Source organism: bacterium, assembly GCA_035530055.1.
Classification (GTDB): domain Bacteria; phylum UBA6262; class WVXT01; order WVXT01; family WVXT01; genus WVXT01.
Genome location: DATKVN010000075.1, coordinates 22,964 through 43,437 on the forward strand (window position 1 = coordinate 22,964; position 20,474 = coordinate 43,437).

Sequence of the window (20,474 nt, forward strand, 5' to 3'; positions counted from 1 at the left end):
GTGAAACTTAAAAATGTAGAGGCACTAAAAGATATCAAAGCCGGTGACAGTATTGACATTGACTACGTGGTTAGAGACGACAAAAAGGTAGCTAAAATTATCGCTGTTGAGAAACCATCCAAAGAAGAATATACGCCTTCGGAAACATATGAGGAAGAGCCCGAATATTATCCAGACGAAACAGAATATTAAATAAGACAAAAAGCAGAAGAGAAGGTATAAATAAATGAAAAAATTTATTTATCTTGGGGGTTTATTGCTTACGTTTTGCACATTAGTTCTTAGCGGTTGCCAAGGAAGAGTTGAAGAGCTCTCAGAAACAGAGACTGAAGCATCTGAATTCGATTTTGAATAAAAGAACTCAGATGCTCTATATCATCTTGGGCGGCAAAAAACAAAACTTAAACAAAGAAATAGTTGAAAAGTACAGTCTTAAGCCAGGAATGCGTACTCTCTTTACAGGATTTAAGATTTTCGAAAATAATGAAAAATAAGGAAAAATTATCAAAAGGAATCCGCAAATACATCAGGCGCCAGAAGATGATAATTCGAAGATTGGCCAGGGATAAGGCTGAGGAGAATAGATTAATAAGGGAGCTTTTAGATAGGTTTTATAAGGATTAAAGGAGGCAAGAAAAAGGTGTGTTGCGAGGAATGTCCTAAATACGAAGAATGTGAAGAGAATAAAAGCTTAAAAGATAATTGCTGTTCTAAATGTCCGGAGTATAATGACTGCGTAGGCATGGATGATAGAAGAAAAGATTCGTTTAAAGATTCTTTCAGAAATAGAGACCTAGAAGACTATTTTTAAGCTAAGACCATTTCTGGAGGAAGGAGCTGGGATGATTAACTTTGTTTCCACTTTTCCACCGATAATGTGTGGAATAGGGAATTATACCAAATATCTGGTTTCTAAAATGCCCAAGAGTTGCTGGCGAGTAACTTCTTTGAGGTTAGATGGATTTTTAAAGGTTGAGGAACCTTTTGAATTGGATAAACGAGTAGCATATACTATTTCTTTATCTAATCCTAAGCTTCCTTCTCTTTTAGATGGGGAAGTCCTCTGGTTTGAGCATGCCTTTGGTATGTGGGGTAGGAAGTCTCCCTCTTTCCTTACATTGATTAAAGAGGCAAAAGAAAGAAGAAAAAGAACGATTGCCAGTCTTCATACCATCCATTTTCAATCCGCTGAGACACCTCAAGGGATGCAGGAAAAGGAAAAAAGGCTACTGGAGAAGGTTTTACCTTTAATCGATGTTTTAACAGTTTTCACCAATGGAACCTGTCAGGCAGTCATCGAGACATTTCCCGAATATAAAGATAAGGTAGTAGTATTAAGGCATGGGGTTTGTCTTTATCCTGAAGTTAACCAAAAAGAAGCCGGGAAGAAACTGTTGAGTTATTTGATTAATCGAGCAGGTATTTCTCAAACACAAAAGAAAGAACTTCAATCTTTGGATAATCTCTTTTTCTCGGATAAGGTAATTTTATTGGGTAATTTTGGATTTATTACCCAAGATAAAGATCCCCTTAAACTTTATCAACTTCGCCAGATCCTTCAGGCCAGATTTCCCACCTATCAAGTAATCGCTATTTACATTGGAAGGATTCAGCAAAGAAAAGATAAAAAGATGGAGGAGAGTCTACCCATCTTAGAAAGGCTAAAATCTATTCACGATGGAAGAAAAAATTTATTCTTTGAAGATTATATTCCTGAAAGTATCTTTCCTTTTGCCTTCCAAGCATTAGACTTTGCTGTATTTTGGTGTCGTAATGCTACCCAGTCAGGAAGAATGGCCCATGCTCAAGGGGCAGGAGTTTGTGTAGTTGGCCGAAATATTGAAGGGATAGGAGAGACTTTAAAGCTTTCTGGACTGCCACAAGTTGATACCTTGGAAGAGCTGGCAGAGAAAATAAAAATACTCACCTTAAAACCTGAATTAAAGGAAAAGGCGCTAAGATCGAATTGGCGCTATGCTCAGCAGTTCTCTTATGAGGTTCAGGCTCAAAAACATCTTTTATTAGAAGAGATAGTTCGATCTGGAAAGAAACTCCCAATTCTGGACCGAATCTAAGGGTTTTATAATGGTCTTTATCTTAGAAAACTTGGCTTTGGGTAACATCGGGGATGCAGAAAATCCTTCCCAGGAGATAACTGCACTTCTCAATGTGGCAGACGATATTGAATTATATAAACCTGCTAGGAAATATTATAAGATTCCTCTTAAAGACGGACCACCTACTCCCGTAGAAAAGATGCTCGAGGCAATTAACTGGATAGAGAAGAATATAGTCTCGGATAAGATATTGGTTTTTTGTACATACGGTGCGGGAAGGTCTGCATCTGTGGTTATAGGTTATCTATGTAGCCTTGGTTTTGATTATACAGAGGCAGTAAAATTTATTCTTTCAAAGAAGCGACATGTAGAGCCCTTGCCTTTATTGGCTAAGACTATAAGAATGGCTTTAAAGCAAAAAGAAGCTTTATTTAAGGTGACAAAATGAAGATAGGAATGATGTCTGCCTGGAATCAGGACTCCGGCGCATCTATCCCTGCCGAGTTAATCGGCAGGGAATGGGTAAAGATGGGCCATCAGCTTTCGGTCTTCACTTTCGTTAGGTCTAATTTCCATGGAACAGCTATTGTTGGTGAGGATGAGGACTATGTATCCCGCTGTTTTACTACCTCACAAGCGAAACCGCCCTTTTTAAATCCCCAGCCTATCCTTAAAGAGACTTATGATATATTTATTACCCAAGATTTGGGGATGTTTCCTCAGGATGAACTGGCAAAGATATTTCCTCTTATTAAACCAAGGACAAAGACTGTAACCGTAATTCATCATAATAAACTTCCAACTAATCCTTCATTCTATCAGTTTGATTGGGATGCCATAGTTTGTTTTGATGATAGGTATTACAATTTTTTAAGTAAAGGCTTCCCTGAAGAAAAACTTCATATTATACCCTATCCTTGTTATCCCAAAAGATGGGCAGATAAATTTAAGGCAAGAGAGAAGTTGGACCTTCCTCAAGATAGATATATTCTCCTTCTCTTTGGACAAAGAGCGGTTAAGGAACATCTGGCGCTTTTGCCAATCTTGGAGAATATCAGTTGCCGTTTTCCCATTCTGCTTTTGGTAGTCTCAAAAAGGGATTTGGATCAAATAAAGACCTTCAAGGGGAGTCACTTAGAGATTTTAATCAGGGAAGAGGCTCCGGACATAGAGAGGCTCTATAGTTATCTTCACGCCTCAGATGTATTACTTTATCATCGCAGCTCTCCTTCAGGGGTAGTAGTATCATCTACCGCCTATCAATGCCTAGGTTCTTGCTGCCCTATCTTGGCTTTAAAGTCAAACTATTTCTATAATATGGACGGAGTAGTCTTTACCTATACCAATTTTGAGGAGTTTGAAGCTAATCTAATAGAAATCCTAACTCAAGGGCCAAGATTTTATAACTGGCAAGGAACCTTAGAGGAGTACTTAAGTAGAAATTCAGCCGTCTCTATAGCTAATCAATATATTGAGCTATTTCAGTTTTTGTTAGAAAAGAAAGTAGTCAAGAGAGATGTAGAATGGATAACATCTATGCAGTAATTATGGCCGGAGGAAGAGGTGAAAGATTTTGGCCTTTAAGTACAGAAGAAAGGCCTAAACCATATCTCTGTCTCTTTGGAGAAAAGACTCTTTTTCAGGCAACTGTGGAAAGAATTAGCTCCTTTATCCCCGAGGAGAGGATTTTCCCGGCTCTTTCCAGACAACATTTGGCTAAAGCTTTGGAGCAAGTTCCTGCTCTACCAGAAAAAAATTTTATCGTCGAGCCCGAAGGAAAAGACACAGCTGCCTGCATTGGCTTGGCTTCTCTCTATCTGGAGAGATTAGACCCAGAGGCGATAATGGTAGTTTTGTCCTCCGACCACTATATCTCTAATAATGAAGAATTCATTAATCTGTTTAATGTGGACAAAAGATGAAGCTTAACCCTGAAATTTTTAGAGAATACGATATAAGGGGTGCGGTGAATGAAGACTTAACTTCTGAAGTAGTTGAAAGCATAGGCAGGGCCTAAGCCTGAATTATGCGTGAAAATGCCATATTTCTAACCATCTCTTGACGATAATAGTGTTTGAGTTTTTTACAAATTTAGGAAGATAGAGACTCATTGTATTAATAAATAAAGAAGTTGGAGTAACGAAACTTGTTTCGCGCTTGACGAGACGCACCGCAAGCGGTGCTACTCCAACACATATTTAAATTCTATCTTTTGACAAAACCGGTGAATCAGAAACATTCCACTAAAGTGAGTAAGGTGGGTTTCTCCGAATATAATTTGCAATTTTCTGATACCTTTTGGCATATTCCGTAAAGTTCCCCCTAGGGGTAGATTGTGGAATAGACAGTTTTTCAACAGCATTGTACAAAATTACATTCGGAAATTCAAATAAATTTTGTATAATTATGCTCATAACTCACGCATAATTCAGGCTAAGGATAGACTGCCCTGATTCCAAGAAAGATAAAGTTGTAGGTGAAATATCAAAATATTTTAACTCCAAATACTCCTGCATTAATATAGATGGAGTAAGAATTCTGTTTAGCAATGGCTGGGGCCTGCTTAGAAAATCCAATACCTCGGCTAAACTTATCTTAAGATTTGAAGCCAAAACAGAAAAAAGATTAGAAGAGATTAAAGACATCTTCATTAAAAGGCTTAAGAAGTATTCCCAGATAGACATTAAACCACTTACAGAATAGTTACTTTGGAAGGAGGCTATATGAGAATTGCGATGATGAGTGCCTGGAACACAGATAGTGGAGTAGCTGTGCATGCAGAGCCATTGGGCAGAGCATGGATAAAAATGGGGCATAAGTTGACTGTATTTAGTTTCATCAAGGATGATTTCCATGGAGAAGGATTTACCGGCGAAGACGAGGATTATGTAATCAGGTGCTTTGGCACTCAAAAGCAGACCAACTACTTAGACCCCCGGCCTATTTTAACCTCAGACTTTGATATCTTCGTAGTTCAGGACTTACGTATGCTTCCAGTAGATAAGTTAGCCAAGATATTTCCCTTGATTAAAAATCGGGCTAGGACAATACATATAGTGCATGAAAATAAATTGCCTGAAGATGCCTGGTTTTATCAATTCGACTGGGACAAGGTAGTCTATTTCGCCCAGAGACAGGAATTCCTGAAAGAGATTTATCCTGACGCTGAACTTATCCCTTTCCCTTGTTTTAAAATAAGAAAGGAAGATAAAAATGAGGCCAGGAAGAAGTTAGAGCTTCCCCTGGATAAGAAAATCATCTACTCCTTTGGCCAGCGCGGCTATCATTCCTATCTACGAAACTTACCTGAGGAGATTAAAGATGAGGCAGTGCTTCTGCATGTTGTCTCCAAAGAATACCAGATGGTTGAAGAGGAATCCCCTCCTGATTGGATGATTATTAGAAGAGAAGATGTCTTATCTCGCCAGAGATTTGATGACTATCTCTTTGCCTCGGATGCAGCTATTTTTCATAAGTTCCAGAGCCGTTATCATGCTGTTGTTTCCTCTACGGTCTTTCAGGCATTGGGTTGTGGTTGTCCCATCTTTGTCCCCCAGCAGTCGGATTTCTTTCATCCTCTGCAGAATGAGCTTATACGTTACGGAGATGCCGAGGAATTAAATAATAAGCTGCTCGAATTACTTGAAAATGAAGGGGCATATAAAAGGATTGAAGATGCCGCAGAAGGGTTTGTGTTAATGAATTCTCCAGAGAAGATAGCCAAAAGATATATAGGGCTATTTACTGAATTCTTAAGAGCTAGATAATGCGAAAGAAAAATTTTATAATCGGGCCATTTGTGGATTATCCAAAGAACCCAATTTTAAGTCCGGGTAAAGGTTTTACATCGAAGGGTGTATATAACCCTACAGTGATTAAAGAAGAGACAAATTTTTTTATGCTCCTTAGGGCTGAAGGAGGAGACTCTTTAACGGGAAAGATAGGTCTTGCCAGAAGTGGCAACGGCATCCAATTTAGTTTGCACCCTGAAGCGGTATTAGTGCCTTCCGCGGATTTCGACAAGTTTGGCTGCGAAGATCCAAGAGTGGTGAAATTTAAGGATACATATTTTCTTACTTATGTGGGAAATAGCGGAAGGTATAATGTGGGCAATATCTGTCTTGCTACATCAGTTGACCTTTTACATTGGAAAAAACATGGTTCAATTCTGCAGCCAAAGAAAGGAAGATGGGATAGTGGCCAGATAAAGGCTGGGGTTATCCTTTCAGAGAAGATAAATGGAAAATATCTTATGTATTTTATGGGAGAAGAAAAACCCTGGAAAACAGCCATTGGAATAGCTTATTCAAAGGACCTTTTTCACTGGTATGAACCACAGGATGAACCTATTGTAGTGCCTCGTAAAGGTTATTTTGATTATCAGGGAGTGGAACCGGGTCCAAACCCTGTTTTGCTCAAAGAAGGAATCCTTTTTATTTATAACGGCTGGGGGAAAGATAGTATTTATAAGCCGGGTGGAATATTATTCTCTATAGATGCACCAGCAAAGATTATTAAGAGAGCAGATAAACCAATATTTCTGCCTTCTCGGAATTATGGGAAAAAGTTTGGCACGGGCAATCATATAGTTGCTGAAGGACTTATCACGTATGGAAATAGGTGGCTTCTCTACTACGGAGCAGCGGATAAACTTACTTGTCTGGCCACATATAAGAGGGGGGCGAAATGAAACTAAGACGTTACCAGGGCAATCCCATCTTAAAGCCCAAAGTAGAAAATGAATGGGAATCCAGGCTTGTTTTTAATCCTGCAGCTATCTACCATAATGGCCTATTCCATTTGTTCTACCGGGCTATGGGAGTGGATAATATCTCCAGAATTGGCTATGCGGTAAGTTCAGATGGTTTTGATTTCTCTCGACTGGATAAACCTGTTTTTATTCCCGAAGGTAGATTAGAAACAGGAGGCTGTGAAGACCCCAGGGTTGTCAGGCTGGAAGATAAGTTTTATATGACTTACACTGCCTATTCGCAAGTCGGAGTAAGGGTGGATTTGGCCTCGACAGTGAATTTTATTAGCTGGAAGAGGTTGGGAGTAATATTACCAGATATAAATAATAAAGATGCGGTTCTGTTTCCAGAAAAGATTGAGGGTAAGTATGTAATGTTTCATCGGCCAATGGATGAAAAGCCCTTAAGTATCTGGATTGCTTATTCAGATGATTTAATCAACTGGAATGGCCACAAGAAAGTTATGACACCAAAGGCCGGAAATTGGGATGGAGTAACCATTGGCGCAAGCTGTCCACCTTTAAAGACAGAAAAAGGGTGGTTGCTTATCTATCACGGAGTTGATGAAAGTTCAACATATAGATTGGGAGTAGCATTATTTGATTTAAAAGACCCTTGGACGCTATTACATAGACACCCTGAGCCAATCCTTGAACCCCAAGAGGATTACGAACTACGTGGAGAGGTGCATCAGGTAGTATTTGGCTGTGGTGCCTGTGAAGTTGAAGGCACCTACTTTATTTATTACGGTGCGGCGGACAGGGTAGTTTGTGTAGCCACTATAAAAAAAGAAGAATTGATGAAGCTTTTTAATTAAGGAAAACCAAAATGAATATAACAATGATGAGCCGCTGGAATATTCCCTGCGGGGTTTCTACCCATGCAGAACTTCTGGGCAGAGCATTGGTCAAGCTCGGTCATAATCTTAAGGTTTTAGCACCTGCAGAATATGAGAATTATCAAACTGACAAAGATGAGTCCTATGTTTTGAGGTGTTATAGGCTTCCTAAAAAGAAGGAAGGGTTTTTCTTTGATCCCGAACCTTTTCTGAAAGACGATTGTGATGTCTTTATAGTGCAGAATCTTGAGATCCTACCAATGGAAGAACTACTTAAGATATATCCCAAGATAAAAGAGCGAGCTAGGACCGTCTTTGTAGTCCATGAAGGTAAACCGCCTAAAGATTCAACCTTCTATAAATTTGACTGGGATGCCGTTGTCTGTTTTGATGAACGATATAGAAAGTTTCTTTGTAACATTTACCCTGAGGATAAGATACATATAATCCCCTATCCCTGCCATCCTCTGATGCCCGGAGATAAAAAAGAGGCCCGGCTCAAACTGAATCTGCCACTGGATAAAAAGATAATCTTTAACTACGGCATCGGGATATATCGCCACCTTCATCTTTTACCGACAATAGAACGTGTAAGTAAAAAATACCCGCTTATTTTTCTTACCCTGACCCATATCCAAGAATGGTACGATTTGTTCGATGTAACCAGGATAAGATATAAATTTATTGAATTAAGAAATGGGAAGCTACCCGTCAATACGCTTTACACCTATTTACACGCCTCGGATTGTCTTTTAATCCATAAAGATTCAGCTGAGGCGGTAGTTGTTCCTTCAACTGCTTATCTTGGTTTAGGGGCAGGCCGGCCTATTCTGGCCTATAATACCAACTTCTTTGCAACCTTTGACCAAGAGGTCTTAAAATATTCAAGTCTTTCCGAGGCACTGGAAGATGTATTTGAGGAAAGGGACAATGTTAAGTCCGTCTTAAGGATAGCCAAGGAATTCGTGAAGGAGAATTCATCGATTGAGGTGGCTAAAAAGTTTATTCAGCTTTTTGAAGCGCTATTAAACCTCGATAGAGATACTAATCTTCCAAAGAGAGAAGCAAAAAAACTTCTAACGGGGTAAAATATGAAATATAAAGGCAGAGGTAAAATATGGGAAGAATCAAAATTGCCGTCCTAGGAGTTGGCAACTGCGCCAGTTCTCTGGTGCAAGGAATAGAGTTTTATAAAAATTCACCAGAAGAAAAGGTTATTGGCTTAATGCACTATGATGTTAGTGGGTACAAGGTGGAGGATGTCGAAGTAGTGGCCGCCTTTGATATCGATAAGCGAAAGGTTGGCAAGCCCTTGAATGAGGCGATATTTGCCAGACCGAACTGTGCTAAAATATTCTGTTTCCACATTCCTGATAATGGCGTAATCGTTAAGATGGGAAATGTTTTAGATGGCGTAGCTTCCCATATGAAGAACTATTCTGAAGAGCGCGCCTTTGTAATAGCAGATGAGGCACCTTCTGATGTAGTTAGTGAGCTCAAAGAAAGCGGTGCTGAGATTTTGGTCAATTTTCTTCCTGTAGGTTCAGAGCAGGCAACCCGTTTCTATGCCCAGGCCTGTTTAGATGCCGGGGTTGCCTTGGTTAACTGTATTCCGGCATTTATTGTTTCTGACCAAAACTGGAAAATTAAATTTGTAGAAAAGGGCTTGCCTTTAGTAGGTGATGATATAAAGTCCCAGGTTGGCGCTACTATCACTCACAGAGTCCTGACCAGGATGTTTAATGACCGAGGCGTAAAGTTAGAAAGGACATATCAGCTAAATACTGGTGGTAATACCGATTTTCTCAATATGCTTGAGCGTTGCCGACTTAATTCCAAAAAGAACTCCAAGACCGAGGCAGTGCAGTCGCAGTTAGGTAAGCCTTTAGAATCCAAAAACATCCACATCGGTCCAAGCGATTATGTTCCCTGGCAGAAGGATAATAAAGTCTGTTTTATCCGGATGGAAGGAAGAGGCTTTGGAGATATAGCTATGAATCTGGAGTTGAGACTATCCGTTGAGGACTCGCCAAATTCAGCTGGCGTGGTTATTGATGCGATAAGGTGCTGTAAGTTAGCCCTGGATAGAGGGATAAGCGGCCCACTGGTTTCTGTATCTGCATATACGATGAAACATCCTCCTGTTCAATATCCAGATTATAAAGCTAAAGAGATGATGGAAGAGTTTATCGCCGGGAATCTCCAGAGTTAATTATGATTAAGAACTTATTATTAGCTTTTATCCCAATATTTGTGGCAGTTGACGCGGTAGGAGTTTTACCAATTTTTGTCTCACTTACTCAGGAACTTAAGAAAGAGGAAAAATTAAGAATTATTTTTCAGTCAATGCTCACAGCTATATGCTTAGCGGTGGGTTTTATATTTTTAGGCAAAATTATATTTAAACTTCTCGGTATTACCTTAGGCGATTTTATGGTAGCAGGAGGTGCTATTCTTTTCTGTATTGCCATAATGGATATAATAAATCCGGGGAAGAAACGCCGTATACCAAGTAATGAGTTAGGTGCCGTTCCGTTAGGCACGCCCTTAATTGTTGGTCCTGCTGTATTAACTACCTCCTTAATTATTATTGGTGAGTATGGTTTATATGCTACATTGTTCTCGGTTTTAGCTAATGTTATATTAGCCGGCATAGTCTTTTCTCTTTCCGGAATTCTAATAAGGCTTCTTGGCGAAGCAGGCTCTAAGGCCCTCTCAAAGATTACGAGTCTGCTTTTGGCTGCCATAGCTATTATGATGATAAGAAAAGGGGTGGCACAAATTTTTAATTTATAAAAGGTAGCTTTGATATGTCCAAAAGAAAAAGACGCGGTAAACTCAAATGAAGGTCAAAGAAAGCAAATCATGGAAGAAAGCCAAATCTTGGCTAAAAAATGAAAGCTTATGTCTCTTTTTTTTGTTTTAGATTTAAGCGGGCAAGTTTCATTTGATTTGCCCGATTTTATTTTTTGGCAGAATTCATAACGTTATGAGCAAGGAGATAGGAGGGAAATTGCATGAGCAACAAAAGAGAGAGGGATTATGATGGTATCCGTAAGGATATAGAGCGGCAATGTGTATTAACATATAAACCCAAGAAGTGCTACACTTCCTATACGCTTTTCAGTACATATATGGGTAATATTTTTTACCTCATAAATATGGAAGGAAACGTCGTTCACACTTGGCGAATAAGGGGGGCAAAAGTAGGAGAAATCCTTCCCGACGGGCACTTGATATATGGGCATATGTGGAATGGATTAGTGGAAATTGATTGGAATAGCAAAGAGCTTTGGTACTATAAGTGTTCTCAGCATCATGACTTTGCGGTGATGCCCAATGGTCATATGGTGATACTGTGTGGAATTCGAGGGAAGGATTTTCCCCTGCGGCTTATTTTGGAGGAGAGACGCGACCCAAAAGTACGAGAGGAGGGTCCCTTTGCTACATGCTATATCATAGAAGTTGTTCCGAACACGAATGAGATAGTGTGGGAGTGGTGGGCGGACGAACACATAGAAGAACTCAAAAAGATTGGCGTGAAGTTTCCCATCCAGGCAGACGATATTTTCCACACAAATGCTTGTGAGGTTCTCCCCGAAACAAAGCTCGGTAGGCAGGATTCAAGATTTAAAGCTGGAAACGTACTATTCAACCACAAAAATCTGAACATAATTGGCGTGATAGATAAGAGCGACGGAAAAATTGTATGGGCTTGGGGACCTGGGATAGTAGATAGGCCGCATATGCCCACACTGATTCCTGACCTGCATCCAATTACAGGAGAAGTGCTTCCTGGAGCGGGGCATTTTCTGATATTTGACAATGGACCAAATCGAGGTTTTTCTAGAGTGATAGAATTGGATCCTCTAAGCGAGAGGATTGTCTGGGAGTACAGCCCAGATGGTTTTTGGGGTAGTGGGGGTGGTGGTTCAAATAGGATGCCTAATGGAAATACAGTTATCTGTGAAGGAGGGTTTCGTGGTAGGCGCGGTAGACTTTTTGAGATTACTCCTGACAGGGAGGTAGTATGGGAATACTTAACCCCTTATTTTGATGGGATGGGGGGACACGAAATTTATCGTTGTGTTAGATATCCTCTCCACTATATAGAAAATATACTCAAGAGGCATATTCAAACCCAATTCTGGGGACACAATACTTAATTATCCAGATACGATCCTGGTGTGTTGGTTATGCTATGGCACAAATAGCCCGTATGGTTGTTAATTAAGTATTGTGTCCCCAGAATTGCAAATCCCTTACCTGTGCATAATTTGGTAGCGCCAACGGGATTCGAACCCGTGATCTCTGCCTTGAGAGGGCAGCGTCCTAAACCAGACTAGACGATGGCGCCATTGACTACAATCGTAAATTCTTACATTACTGGGATTCTTGGGGAATTTCTGGAGGTTTCTCTTCTCCTACGCTTAATAATTTCTCCCCCAGTCTATCAAGTTTCTTCTCAGCTTCCTCGTATTTGGTTCTACTATTAGATAGGTGTTTCCCCAATACCTCAAAATCTTCCTTGAACTTAATCAAGTCTCCATGGAGGCGAGTCAGATTACCTAAAATCTCTTCCGCAGCTTTCTCGATTCTCAATCCTTTCAGCCCCAGGACTAAAACCTGCAAATAGGCATAGAAGCTGTTGGGCGAGACTGGAATAACTTTCTTGGAAAGCGCGTAAGAACTGATCCCTTCTCCTGCACCAACAGTCTCGTCCTTAATTATCGTTTCATAATATACATTTTCAGCGGGGATATAGAGGAGTGCAAAATCGAAAGTATCTTCATCCGGCAAAATATACTTATCGGAAATATCGTCAATATGTTTTTTGACATCTCTCACAAACTCCCTGCGACTTCCTTGTTTCTCATCTTCACCACTGCTTTCTAACATCTTTTTGAAGTTCTCCAATGGAAACTTAGAATCTACTGGAACAAGCCGCTTTCCCAGGCGAATAACCGCATCCACAATTTCTCCATTCTTGAATTTGTGCTTGAGAGTGAAATGTTCTCGTGGCAGAATCTGTCCCAAGAGATTTGCCAGCAGGAACTCACCCACTTCGCCACGAAAGGTAGGTGCCCTGAGAAGGTCCTGAAGGCTGGATATATCTTTTCCCACTTCGTAAATTCTCTTGTTCGCTTCTTCCATTCTCCCTAAGCTTTCCTTTACAGAAGTGACGACTTGAGTAGTATCGCCGAGCCTGTCACTTACCTGGCTGGTAACAGCGTTTAATTGGTTTGTCAACTGAGTGGTCAGGTTTGCTATCTGCTGTTGCATTACCAGAAGCGCCGGCTCACTTACTCCCTTTGCCTCCAAATTCCTAATCCTTCTTCTCGCACTCATGGCCATCCACATCACAAGAATAACCAGAATGCCCGCTCCCCCAATTAAAACCCATATAGTCAATTCCATTAATTTCCCTCCAGTTAAAAGCACTTCGGGCGACCGCGAGGGTCGCCCCTACGTGACCAAAACCTTTACGGGCATAAAGCCCTACACCGGAAAAATTATTACGGGGACAAGCCCCTACACTACATACTTTAGGTTATTATACCAAAATTAAGAACCTGAAACAAGGAGAGTCTACATCGACCTCTTGTATATTTCCTCTATCTCTTTGGTACTCGGGCGGCGTGGATTTAATGAGAGGACGCGCTCGTTCTTGCCAACGGTTTCAGCAAAACCAGCCAAGGACTCCTCCTTCACTCCTATCTCCTTCAAGCCCCTGGGTATGCCTATCTTTTCTGACAGTTCCCTTACTGCTACTACACTCAGGCGGGCGGCGTCCTTTTCCAATAGACCTTCTACCTTCTTCCCCATTGCCACAGCAATGTTTTTATATTTAGAAGGATTGGCCACGAGATTAAACTCCATTGCTTCAGGCATAAGTAAAGCATTTGCTAGTCCATGGGGAGCTCCATAGTAGAGGGTGATCGAATACCCCATGCCATGAATTATTCCTGCCCCGGAGGAAGTAAGCGCGATCCCCGCAATTGAAGAAGCAAAGAGCATCTTTTTCCTGACTTCTATATTTTCCGGTTGGGAAACTGCCCCTGGCAAAGCCTCAGCAATCAAGCGTATCGATTCTAAAGCCAATATGTCACTAACCGGATTTGCCTTGGTACAGACATAGCTTTCAATGGCATGACTTAAAGCATCCACTCCTGTATTGGCGGTAAGAGAGGCAGGCATACTCAGGGTTAACATCGGGTCGAGGATAGCAAGCACAGGGCTAATATGAAAGCTACCGATTATCTGTTTCAGCATTTTCTTCTGGTCGGTAACGACTGCATATTTTGTAACTTCACTCCCCGTTCCCGCTGTAGTGGGGATAGCGATAACAGGAATAGCCGGTTCTTTTACCTTATCCGTCCCGAAATAATCAGTAATACTGCCCTTGTTGGTCATAAGCAGGGCGATTCCCTTTGCTGCGTCCATCGGGCTTCCTCCGCCAAGACCAATTACTACCTCCACCGCGCATTTCTTGGCAAATTTTGCTCCTTCTTCAACTGTCTCCACGCTCGGGTCGGGTTCTACTTTATTAAATACCTCTACCCTAAGATTTTGGGAAGTAAGAGAATTTATCACATCGTCCAGACTACCCGCCTTCTTTGCCGAGGACTTCCCTGTAACTATCAAAACCTTCTTGCCAAATTTCTTAGCTTCTTCACCAACTCTTTTCAAACTTCCTTCTCCAAAGATAATTCTTGTTGGAGAATAGAAAACAGATTCCATGTTTACCTCCTTTTCCCCTCACCTCAATCCTCTCCCCCTTGGGGAGAGGAGGATTTTATCTCACAGACTAATTTATAATCGCAAAATTCGCATCTTTTTGACTTAGCGACCGGTTCGAAATCTTCTTCCCGAATTTTCTTTATAATTGCCTTTATTTTCTTTTCTAAATCACGCTCCATATCCTTTTCAATTTTTATGGTGACCAGTTGATTATGCCTCAGCCAGTATAAGCTCAACTTTTCCACAGGACTATATCCTAAGACCTTCTCCGCCCCCCATTTGTAAAGCATCATTGGCAAAACGTAAGGCTCTTCATTCTTCTGGCGATTGGTCTTGTAATCGATAATATGGTATCCCTGCCCGGAAGGTCTATCGATTCGGTCGATTATTCCCCTGATTTCGCAACCTTCAATAAAAAGATGGAATGGCTCTTCCACTCTAACGATTTTACCAATTCGGTTCTCTGAATTATACAAAAATTTTAGAAGAATTGGCTTAGCTTCTTTCTCATAGATATTTTGAATCTCCCTGTCACCAATTCCATGAGCTTTCGCCAGTGAACGGAATTTACTCATCAATTTCGATTCTTTCCATTCTTTTCCTTCTTTTCTTGATAAAATGTATTCTTCCAGAGTTTTGTGAATTACTGTCCCGAACGTCGACTCTTCAATCATCTCCTCCTCTTTCTCTCTTTCCAATCCCGGGTCCGGAGGGAGATTGAACAGGTAAAGATATTTGTATCTTAAGGGGCACTGGTCAAAAGTGGCAAGCTGGGTAACTGTAAAAGAAGGAAGAGAAATCTCGTGGGAAGGAAGCGACTTATAGGAAGAAAATACGATATCTTTTATCTCTTCTAATGTCAGCGCCTCAATCCCCTTCTCTTTTCGGCTTGGCGGATAGACTTCTTTCTCCCGGATTTCTTTCTCTTGCAAAAACTTCTCCCTCCTGTTTTCAATTAAGGGAGAGAACTCTTCTTTTATTTCTCTCTGTTCATCGAGAAAATAAGCCATAAACGGACTCAATTCCCCTTGCGCGTTCCCGGTGCCGGAAATTATCAATTTCTCTCGCGGTCTGGTCAGGCTAACATAGAGAAGCCTCTTCTCTTCCATGTCGATCTCTTTTTTCTTCTTTTTCCTTTCTTCTCTGGTAGATATAACCGACTTTTCATCATAAGCATAAAATGGAGAAGCTCCTCCCACGAAAGGGAAAGTCTTATCCTTAACGTTAGCTAAGAAAACGATGGGAAATTCCAACCCTTTTGCCTGGTGAATAGACATTATACGCACAGCATTCTCTTCGCCAGGTTTAGCTTCGCTCTCCACCACTCCCTGTTGAGTGACTTCTTTTACATAGGCGATGAAATCTTCCAGTGTGGAGAAGATATTTCTCTCCTCAAATTCCTCAACGAGGCTGAAAAACTTCTGAATATTTGCCAGGGTTCTCCTCCTTTCAGTAGGAGGTAAACTCTGGGCATAATGTAAATAGTTGCTCTGGGTAATCACCTTATATACCAGCTCGCCTAAACTGTAATTACTCTTTTTCAGAAAGAATCTGTCCAAGAAGGCTTTGCAATTCCTGAGCGCCTTCTTATCCTCTTCCTCAATGTCAAGACCATCCAACTTCCCCAAACCATCGTAGATGGGATAACGCTTCCTCACCATCTTCTCTTCGTCTTCGATTTCTTGCTCAGGAAAGACACTGGCCAGAGAAGAGAGACTGGAATTCTTGATTCTGAAAATGGGTGACCTCAATAGCCTCACCAGAGAAATGTCATCAAAGGGATTATTGATTGCCCCCAGTAATGCTACCAAATCTCTTATTTCTGGCCTTTCGTAGTAACCTGTCCCACCCGTAGTAATAAAAGGAATCCCGTGCCTCCTCAGGGCCTCCTCATATATTCCTACGGGAGTCCTGATTGCTCTTAAGAGTACCGATATATCCTTAAGCTGCAGACTCCTTTCCCGGTCTTCTTCTCTTATTGGATTTTTTAGACGGTAGTCTCCCAACAACTCGAGAATTCTCTGGGCAATAAATTCAGCTTCCTCCTCCCGGGATTCTGCCAGAAATATCTCCACGCCACATTCCTCTGCTTCCTTTTCTGAACTTATAGGCTCATAATCAGGAATTTCCGTTCCCAGCGCCTTATTGACTACTTTCAGAATCTGATTAAAGGAACGGAAATTCTTAGTCAAGGAAAGGTTTAATTCAGATTTCTCGCTGAAATCTTCAATATTCTCAGGCTCCGCTCCTCTAAAAGCATAGATAGACTGCTTAACATCGCCCACCACGAAGTAGTTATGGGAGAACTGGCGCAAGAGTTTATCCTGAAGAGGTGTAGTGTCCTGGTACTCATCTACCAGGACATATCTAAACTGTTTCCGATACCTGTCTTTTATCTTCCTATTACTCTCGAGAAGATGTAGAGTCTCCAGGAGAATCCCGGAAAAATCGAAGTAGTGGCGCTTCTTAAGTTCCTTTTCATAGGAAGCATAAATTTTGGCAATGAGATGTGTCAAATTTTTCTTCTCTTCATCTTCTACTTTGGAAATCTCATGTAGAAGTCCCGAAGGGAACGTCGCCTTATTTCTTATTTCCTGGACATATACATAAATCCGACTCAAGAACTCATCCAGCCACTGGTCAATAGTGACCCGGGGCAATTTCCCTTCCTCAAGTAACGCTTTACCTACCTTGCAGAAAAGGATTTTCGCCTCAATCTCGTTAATCACTCTGAAATTCGGCTCCAGGCCTATTTCCAGTCCATTCTCTCTAAGAAGCCGCGTGCAGAAAGAATCGATAGTACTAATATAGGCTTTCCTTGATAGAACTCCCCTGGGAAGAGACATATTCTCTAATTCTTTTTCCAACCTCTCCCGCATCTCTCCCGCAGCCTTATTGGTGAATGTAACCGCCAGAATACTCTCTACAGCCTCTTCGGGAGATACACCCTTCTCCAGGAGATTAGAAAATATTTTCAGGTACCTGTTTACCAGAACCGAAGTCTTCCCTGTTCCTGCTCCTGCCTTCAGGCAGACAGTACCTTCAATCTCATCAACTGCCCTCTTCTGTTCTAAAGTTAACTCTCTCATTCTTCTCCCAAAAAGGTGACAAAAATGACAAAATGGGGACAGCGACCATTTTTTTCAAGCAGACAGCACTTTAAGTCTTATTAGAAAATCTAAGAATGGGACAGTCCCTGAAAAATGGTCGCTGTCCCTATTTTGTTCCTATTTGTTCTTGTCACAAAGGAAATTGAAGTCGCAATTCCAGCAGTTCCTTGGCTTCTGGGGATAGTATCCCTGGAGAATCTCCTTTGCCTTTTCCATGAGATGCTTTAGCGCTCCCTCAAGAGAATCCTCAGTGGATAAGATACTTTTCCCAGAAGAATATTGCTTACCTACTTCCACCGTTGCTTTGATATTTGCCTTGGGTTTTTCTAACTGTTTACGCAGCCAGTATATGGAGAGCCTTTCTACGGGCCTGTGCAAGCCTTCCCTGGCACCAAAAAAATAGATAGGTAACTGAAAACTTTCTCCTTCGTTCATTTTGCGACAGAGGCGAAACTCCATAAACGGACTCTTGCCGCTCTTATAATCAATAACTTCCTCAACTTTTTCCTCAAGCCTATCCAGGCGGTCTATTCTTCCAGAAAAAGTCAACCCGTCTTTCTGCCAGGTGAATTCTTTCTCCACCCCCTCAATGGAAAAACTCTCTCTTTCCCTCTCCTTCTCCAGATACCTGAGAAGAATCTTTGCAGCCAATCTCTGGTAGACGTCCTTCTCAAACAGAGTGGAAAAACTCCCCCCTTCCTGGGAAAATACCTTCCTAATTTCCTTCTCCATATCCCTTTTTGCCTGAGAAGAATGCAGAGCATCTTTACTATTGTATTTCTCATGAAAGGATGCAAGAATACTGTGGAGGAGCCTCCCAAAAATTAAAGCGGGTCTTGGCTTAATCCAGATTTTTAAGAGGAAGGAGAAGAAGAACTTTGCCGGACATTCGCTGTATGACTCAAGCTTATAGCCAGAGAACCTATAATCAGGAGAAATCTTCACTTTATCCCAGAGACACTCCTGGTCGAACTCTCCCTTAATTCTCATTATCTCATTATATTTCTCTCTATCAATCTTTTCCAGAAGTCCCTCTAAATCCTTATTTCCTGTGATGAGCCAGAAGTTAACTAAATCCTCCCGGGTTAAAATTTCATCCTTCTCCTCAGGGCCGAGAACCGGTGGCTTATCGAGAAATTCTATCCCTCTCTCCTTACATTTCTCCAGTAGTTCGTCTTCCCTTTCTGCCCCCACGAATTTCAGAACTAAAGAAGATACAAGAGAATCGCGATTAGACTCGTAGGTTCTTCCATAAGTTAAATAGAGCTTCTTCTTCGCTCTACTTATAGCCAAATTGAAGATTCTCTCTTCTTCATTCAGGTGTTGGGAAAGTTCGGGAAGGGGCTTCAGTCTCAATCTCTTCTTTTCCCGAAGGTTTAAGAGTGATGATTCGGGCAAATCCCGGGGAAACTTTCCTTCCACAAGGCCGGTTACGAAGACTATGGGGAAGAAATTTCCGCTTGCCCTTTGCACAGTCATAATCTGGACGCTATCCTCCTGGGGAATAAATGTAATAGCCTCCTCCCGGCCGTAGGAAGTAAGCATCTCGTCAAGATAACTCATAAAATCAAAGAAAGACAAATTGTTTTCAATCTTCTGGAATTTCTTCACCACTTCCAGAAAATAGCTCAAGTTTTGAGCCAATCTCTTATTCTTCGTCCCTGCCTGAAGATAACCGAACCTCAAGAAAACCATATAAATAAGCCTTTCCAGGGATTCCTTTTTGGCTTCTCTCTCCATCTTTCTTAATGTTCCCAGAAATTCCCCAAGCGAGGAGATAGTATCCTCATCTAAACCCCATCCAGGATAGCTTGTGCTGGACCCAGCCCCCTGGGAAAAGTCCCGGGGTAATTTCTTCACCACCATTTTTATTACGGCCAAGAAAGGCAACCCTTTCCTCTCACTATAGGTCACCAGCCGCTGAACATCAACAGGATCGATGTTGAACTCAGGGGCTGAAAGAGCCCTGAGCAGATGGGTGTTCATATCTTCTTCCTGCCCCCAGATGCATTTCAAAATAGAGATAATCTGGACAATTTCTGGCTGTTTGAAAAATGCTATGCCTCCCATTACCGCGTAATCAATATCGTAAATTTTCAAGGCGTCTTCTAAATTTTTTATTTCTCTGGAGACGCCGCGGCAGAGGATAGCAATGTCGCGATAATGGTAACCCTGGCGAGTCAAACCGTAAACCTTGCGGGCAATGAACAGAGCCTCTTCGCTTCCACTGCCACATTTCACCAGTATTATCTGCGGGGAAGAGGTAACTACTTCGGAAAGCGAAATTATGCGGGGCTCAAAATCAGTTAGGAATCTTCTTTTCACCTCCTGGGGCAGGGCTCCACGAAAACGAAAGACGCTCTCTTCTTCATTACCGGAAAACAGTACCTCCTGTTTCTTCAAGGTTAAAAGAGAGAAGAGTTCGTACTCATTCAAATCGATGTTCTGAAAGTCGTCGAGAAGAATATGACTGAATCTCTCCCTGTAATTCTTAAGGATATCCCGATGGCTCTTAAAAAGTTGAATAGTTTTTAACACCAGGTCCCTGAAATCTAAACGATTCTCTTTGTGCAGGTAATCCCGGTACCATATATAAATTCTTTTCAAATCTTTAAATTTCCCGTAGTCGGGCAGGCTAACCCGGGGATTAAGTTTCCAAAGGTCAATGAAGTCGACCACCTCATCTAAGAAACCCGAAGTATGCTTGACGTTCCGATAGTAGTCTAGCTTCAAACTTTTGAGAATCTTACTCAACATCAGCCTTTCTTCTAATCCGTCGAGCACCTGAAAGTTGGGATAGATGCCAGGAACCCTGTTATAATTTTGCCGGAGAACCCTCTTGCAGAACGCAGTAAAGCTATTCACCCAGAACTCTCCATATCCCGGCTGAAGATGCGGCCTTAAAGCTCCCACCATCTCCTCCTGGTCAGTAAACACAAGTATCCTTTCCGGTGGAGCAATTCCCGAAGATATGAGA

The 20,474-nt window shown here is 41.5% G+C and carries 18 protein-coding genes and 1 tRNA gene; 13 read left to right on the plus strand and 6 right to left on the minus strand.

Features of this window, described 5'->3' with window-relative positions:
- From VMW39_05990 to VMW39_06015, 6 genes are all read left to right on the plus strand, one after another.
- Positions 1-192 carry a hypothetical protein gene (locus VMW39_05990; GenBank protein HUW23561.1) on the plus strand — a complete coding sequence of 64 codons (192 nt, stop codon included), beginning with the start codon at positions 1-3 and terminating at the stop codon, positions 190-192.
- Positions 193-483: 291 nt separating this feature from the next.
- Positions 484-624 (plus strand): hypothetical protein, encoded by a 141-nt coding sequence (locus VMW39_05995; protein ID HUW23562.1) that lies wholly within the window; start codon positions 484-486, stop codon positions 622-624.
- Between the two features lie 218 nt (positions 625-842).
- On the plus strand, positions 843-2,075 hold the full coding sequence (locus tag VMW39_06000) for a hypothetical protein (GenBank protein ID HUW23563.1): 1,233 nt from the start codon (positions 843-845) through the stop codon (positions 2,073-2,075).
- A 10-nt stretch (positions 2,076-2,085) separates the two neighbouring features.
- The gene (locus VMW39_06005) at positions 2,086-2,505 is read left to right on the plus strand and encodes a dual specificity protein phosphatase (protein ID HUW23564.1); all 420 of its coding nucleotides are present in this window, start codon (positions 2,086-2,088) and stop codon (positions 2,503-2,505) included.
- A complete protein-coding gene (locus VMW39_06010; GenBank protein ID HUW23565.1) occupies positions 2,502-3,602 on the plus strand; it encodes a hypothetical protein in 1,101 nt (366 codons plus the stop codon). Before VMW39_06005 ends, VMW39_06010 begins: the two co-directional genes overlap by 4 nt.
- Complete coding sequence (locus VMW39_06015; protein ID HUW23566.1) at positions 3,581-3,979, plus strand: sugar phosphate nucleotidyltransferase; 399 nt, start codon at positions 3,581-3,583, stop codon at positions 3,977-3,979. Before VMW39_06010 ends, VMW39_06015 begins: the two co-directional genes overlap by 22 nt.
- A 495-nt stretch (positions 3,980-4,474) precedes the next feature.
- Here the strand turns inward: VMW39_06015 and VMW39_06020 are convergent, their stop codons facing one another.
- Complete coding sequence (locus tag VMW39_06020; GenBank protein HUW23567.1) at positions 4,475-4,741, minus strand: hypothetical protein; 267 nt, start codon at positions 4,739-4,741, stop codon at positions 4,475-4,477.
- A 39-nt stretch (positions 4,742-4,780) separates the two neighbouring features.
- Between VMW39_06020 and VMW39_06025 the strand changes: the two genes are divergently transcribed.
- From VMW39_06025 to VMW39_06055, 7 genes are all read left to right on the plus strand, one after another.
- Positions 4,781-5,824 carry a glycosyltransferase gene (locus tag VMW39_06025; GenBank protein ID HUW23568.1) on the plus strand — a complete coding sequence of 348 codons (1,044 nt, stop codon included), beginning with the start codon at positions 4,781-4,783 and terminating at the stop codon, positions 5,822-5,824.
- The gene (locus VMW39_06030) at positions 5,824-6,747 is read left to right on the plus strand and encodes a glycosidase (GenBank protein ID HUW23569.1); all 924 of its coding nucleotides are present in this window, start codon (positions 5,824-5,826) and stop codon (positions 6,745-6,747) included. The genes VMW39_06025 and VMW39_06030 overlap by 1 nt, the downstream gene beginning before the upstream one ends.
- Positions 6,744-7,625, plus strand: a complete 882-nt coding sequence (locus VMW39_06035; protein HUW23570.1) for a glycosidase — start codon at positions 6,744-6,746, stop codon at positions 7,623-7,625. The genes VMW39_06030 and VMW39_06035 overlap by 4 nt, the downstream gene beginning before the upstream one ends.
- An 11-nt stretch (positions 7,626-7,636) precedes the next feature.
- Entirely contained in the window at positions 7,637-8,734 is a 1,098-nt protein-coding gene (locus tag VMW39_06040; protein ID HUW23571.1) for a hypothetical protein, read from the plus strand.
- 29 nt (positions 8,735-8,763) lie between these two features.
- Entirely contained in the window at positions 8,764-9,858 is a 1,095-nt protein-coding gene (locus VMW39_06045) for an inositol-3-phosphate synthase (protein ID HUW23572.1), read from the plus strand.
- A gap of 2 nt (positions 9,859-9,860) precedes the next feature.
- Positions 9,861-10,442 (plus strand): MarC family protein, encoded by a 582-nt coding sequence (locus tag VMW39_06050; GenBank protein HUW23573.1) that lies wholly within the window; start codon positions 9,861-9,863, stop codon positions 10,440-10,442.
- Positions 10,443-10,663: 221 nt separating this feature from the next.
- Positions 10,664-11,812: an arylsulfotransferase family protein gene (locus tag VMW39_06055; GenBank protein ID HUW23574.1), complete on the plus strand. Its 1,149-nt coding sequence runs from the start codon at positions 10,664-10,666 to the stop codon at positions 11,810-11,812.
- Between the two features lie 112 nt (positions 11,813-11,924).
- Here VMW39_06055 and VMW39_06060 read toward each other — a convergent pair.
- The 5 genes from VMW39_06060 to VMW39_06080 all read right to left on the minus strand — a co-directional run.
- Positions 11,925-12,003: transfer RNA gene (locus tag VMW39_06060), tRNA-Glu, on the minus strand.
- A 26-nt stretch (positions 12,004-12,029) separates the two neighbouring features.
- Complete coding sequence (locus tag VMW39_06065; protein HUW23575.1) at positions 12,030-13,064, minus strand: DNA recombination protein RmuC; 1,035 nt, start codon at positions 13,062-13,064, stop codon at positions 12,030-12,032.
- Positions 13,065-13,235: 171 nt separating this feature from the next.
- Positions 13,236-14,387 carry an iron-containing alcohol dehydrogenase gene (locus VMW39_06070; GenBank protein HUW23576.1) on the minus strand — a complete coding sequence of 384 codons (1,152 nt, stop codon included), beginning with the start codon at positions 14,385-14,387 and terminating at the stop codon, positions 13,236-13,238.
- A 23-nt stretch (positions 14,388-14,410) separates the two neighbouring features.
- Entirely contained in the window at positions 14,411-17,476 is a 3,066-nt protein-coding gene (locus VMW39_06075) for an ATP-dependent DNA helicase (GenBank protein HUW23577.1), read from the minus strand.
- 138 nt (positions 17,477-17,614) lie between these two features.
- Positions 17,615-20,474 (minus strand): ATP-dependent DNA helicase (locus VMW39_06080; protein ID HUW23578.1); only part of this gene is annotated, 2,860 nt, incomplete at its 5' end.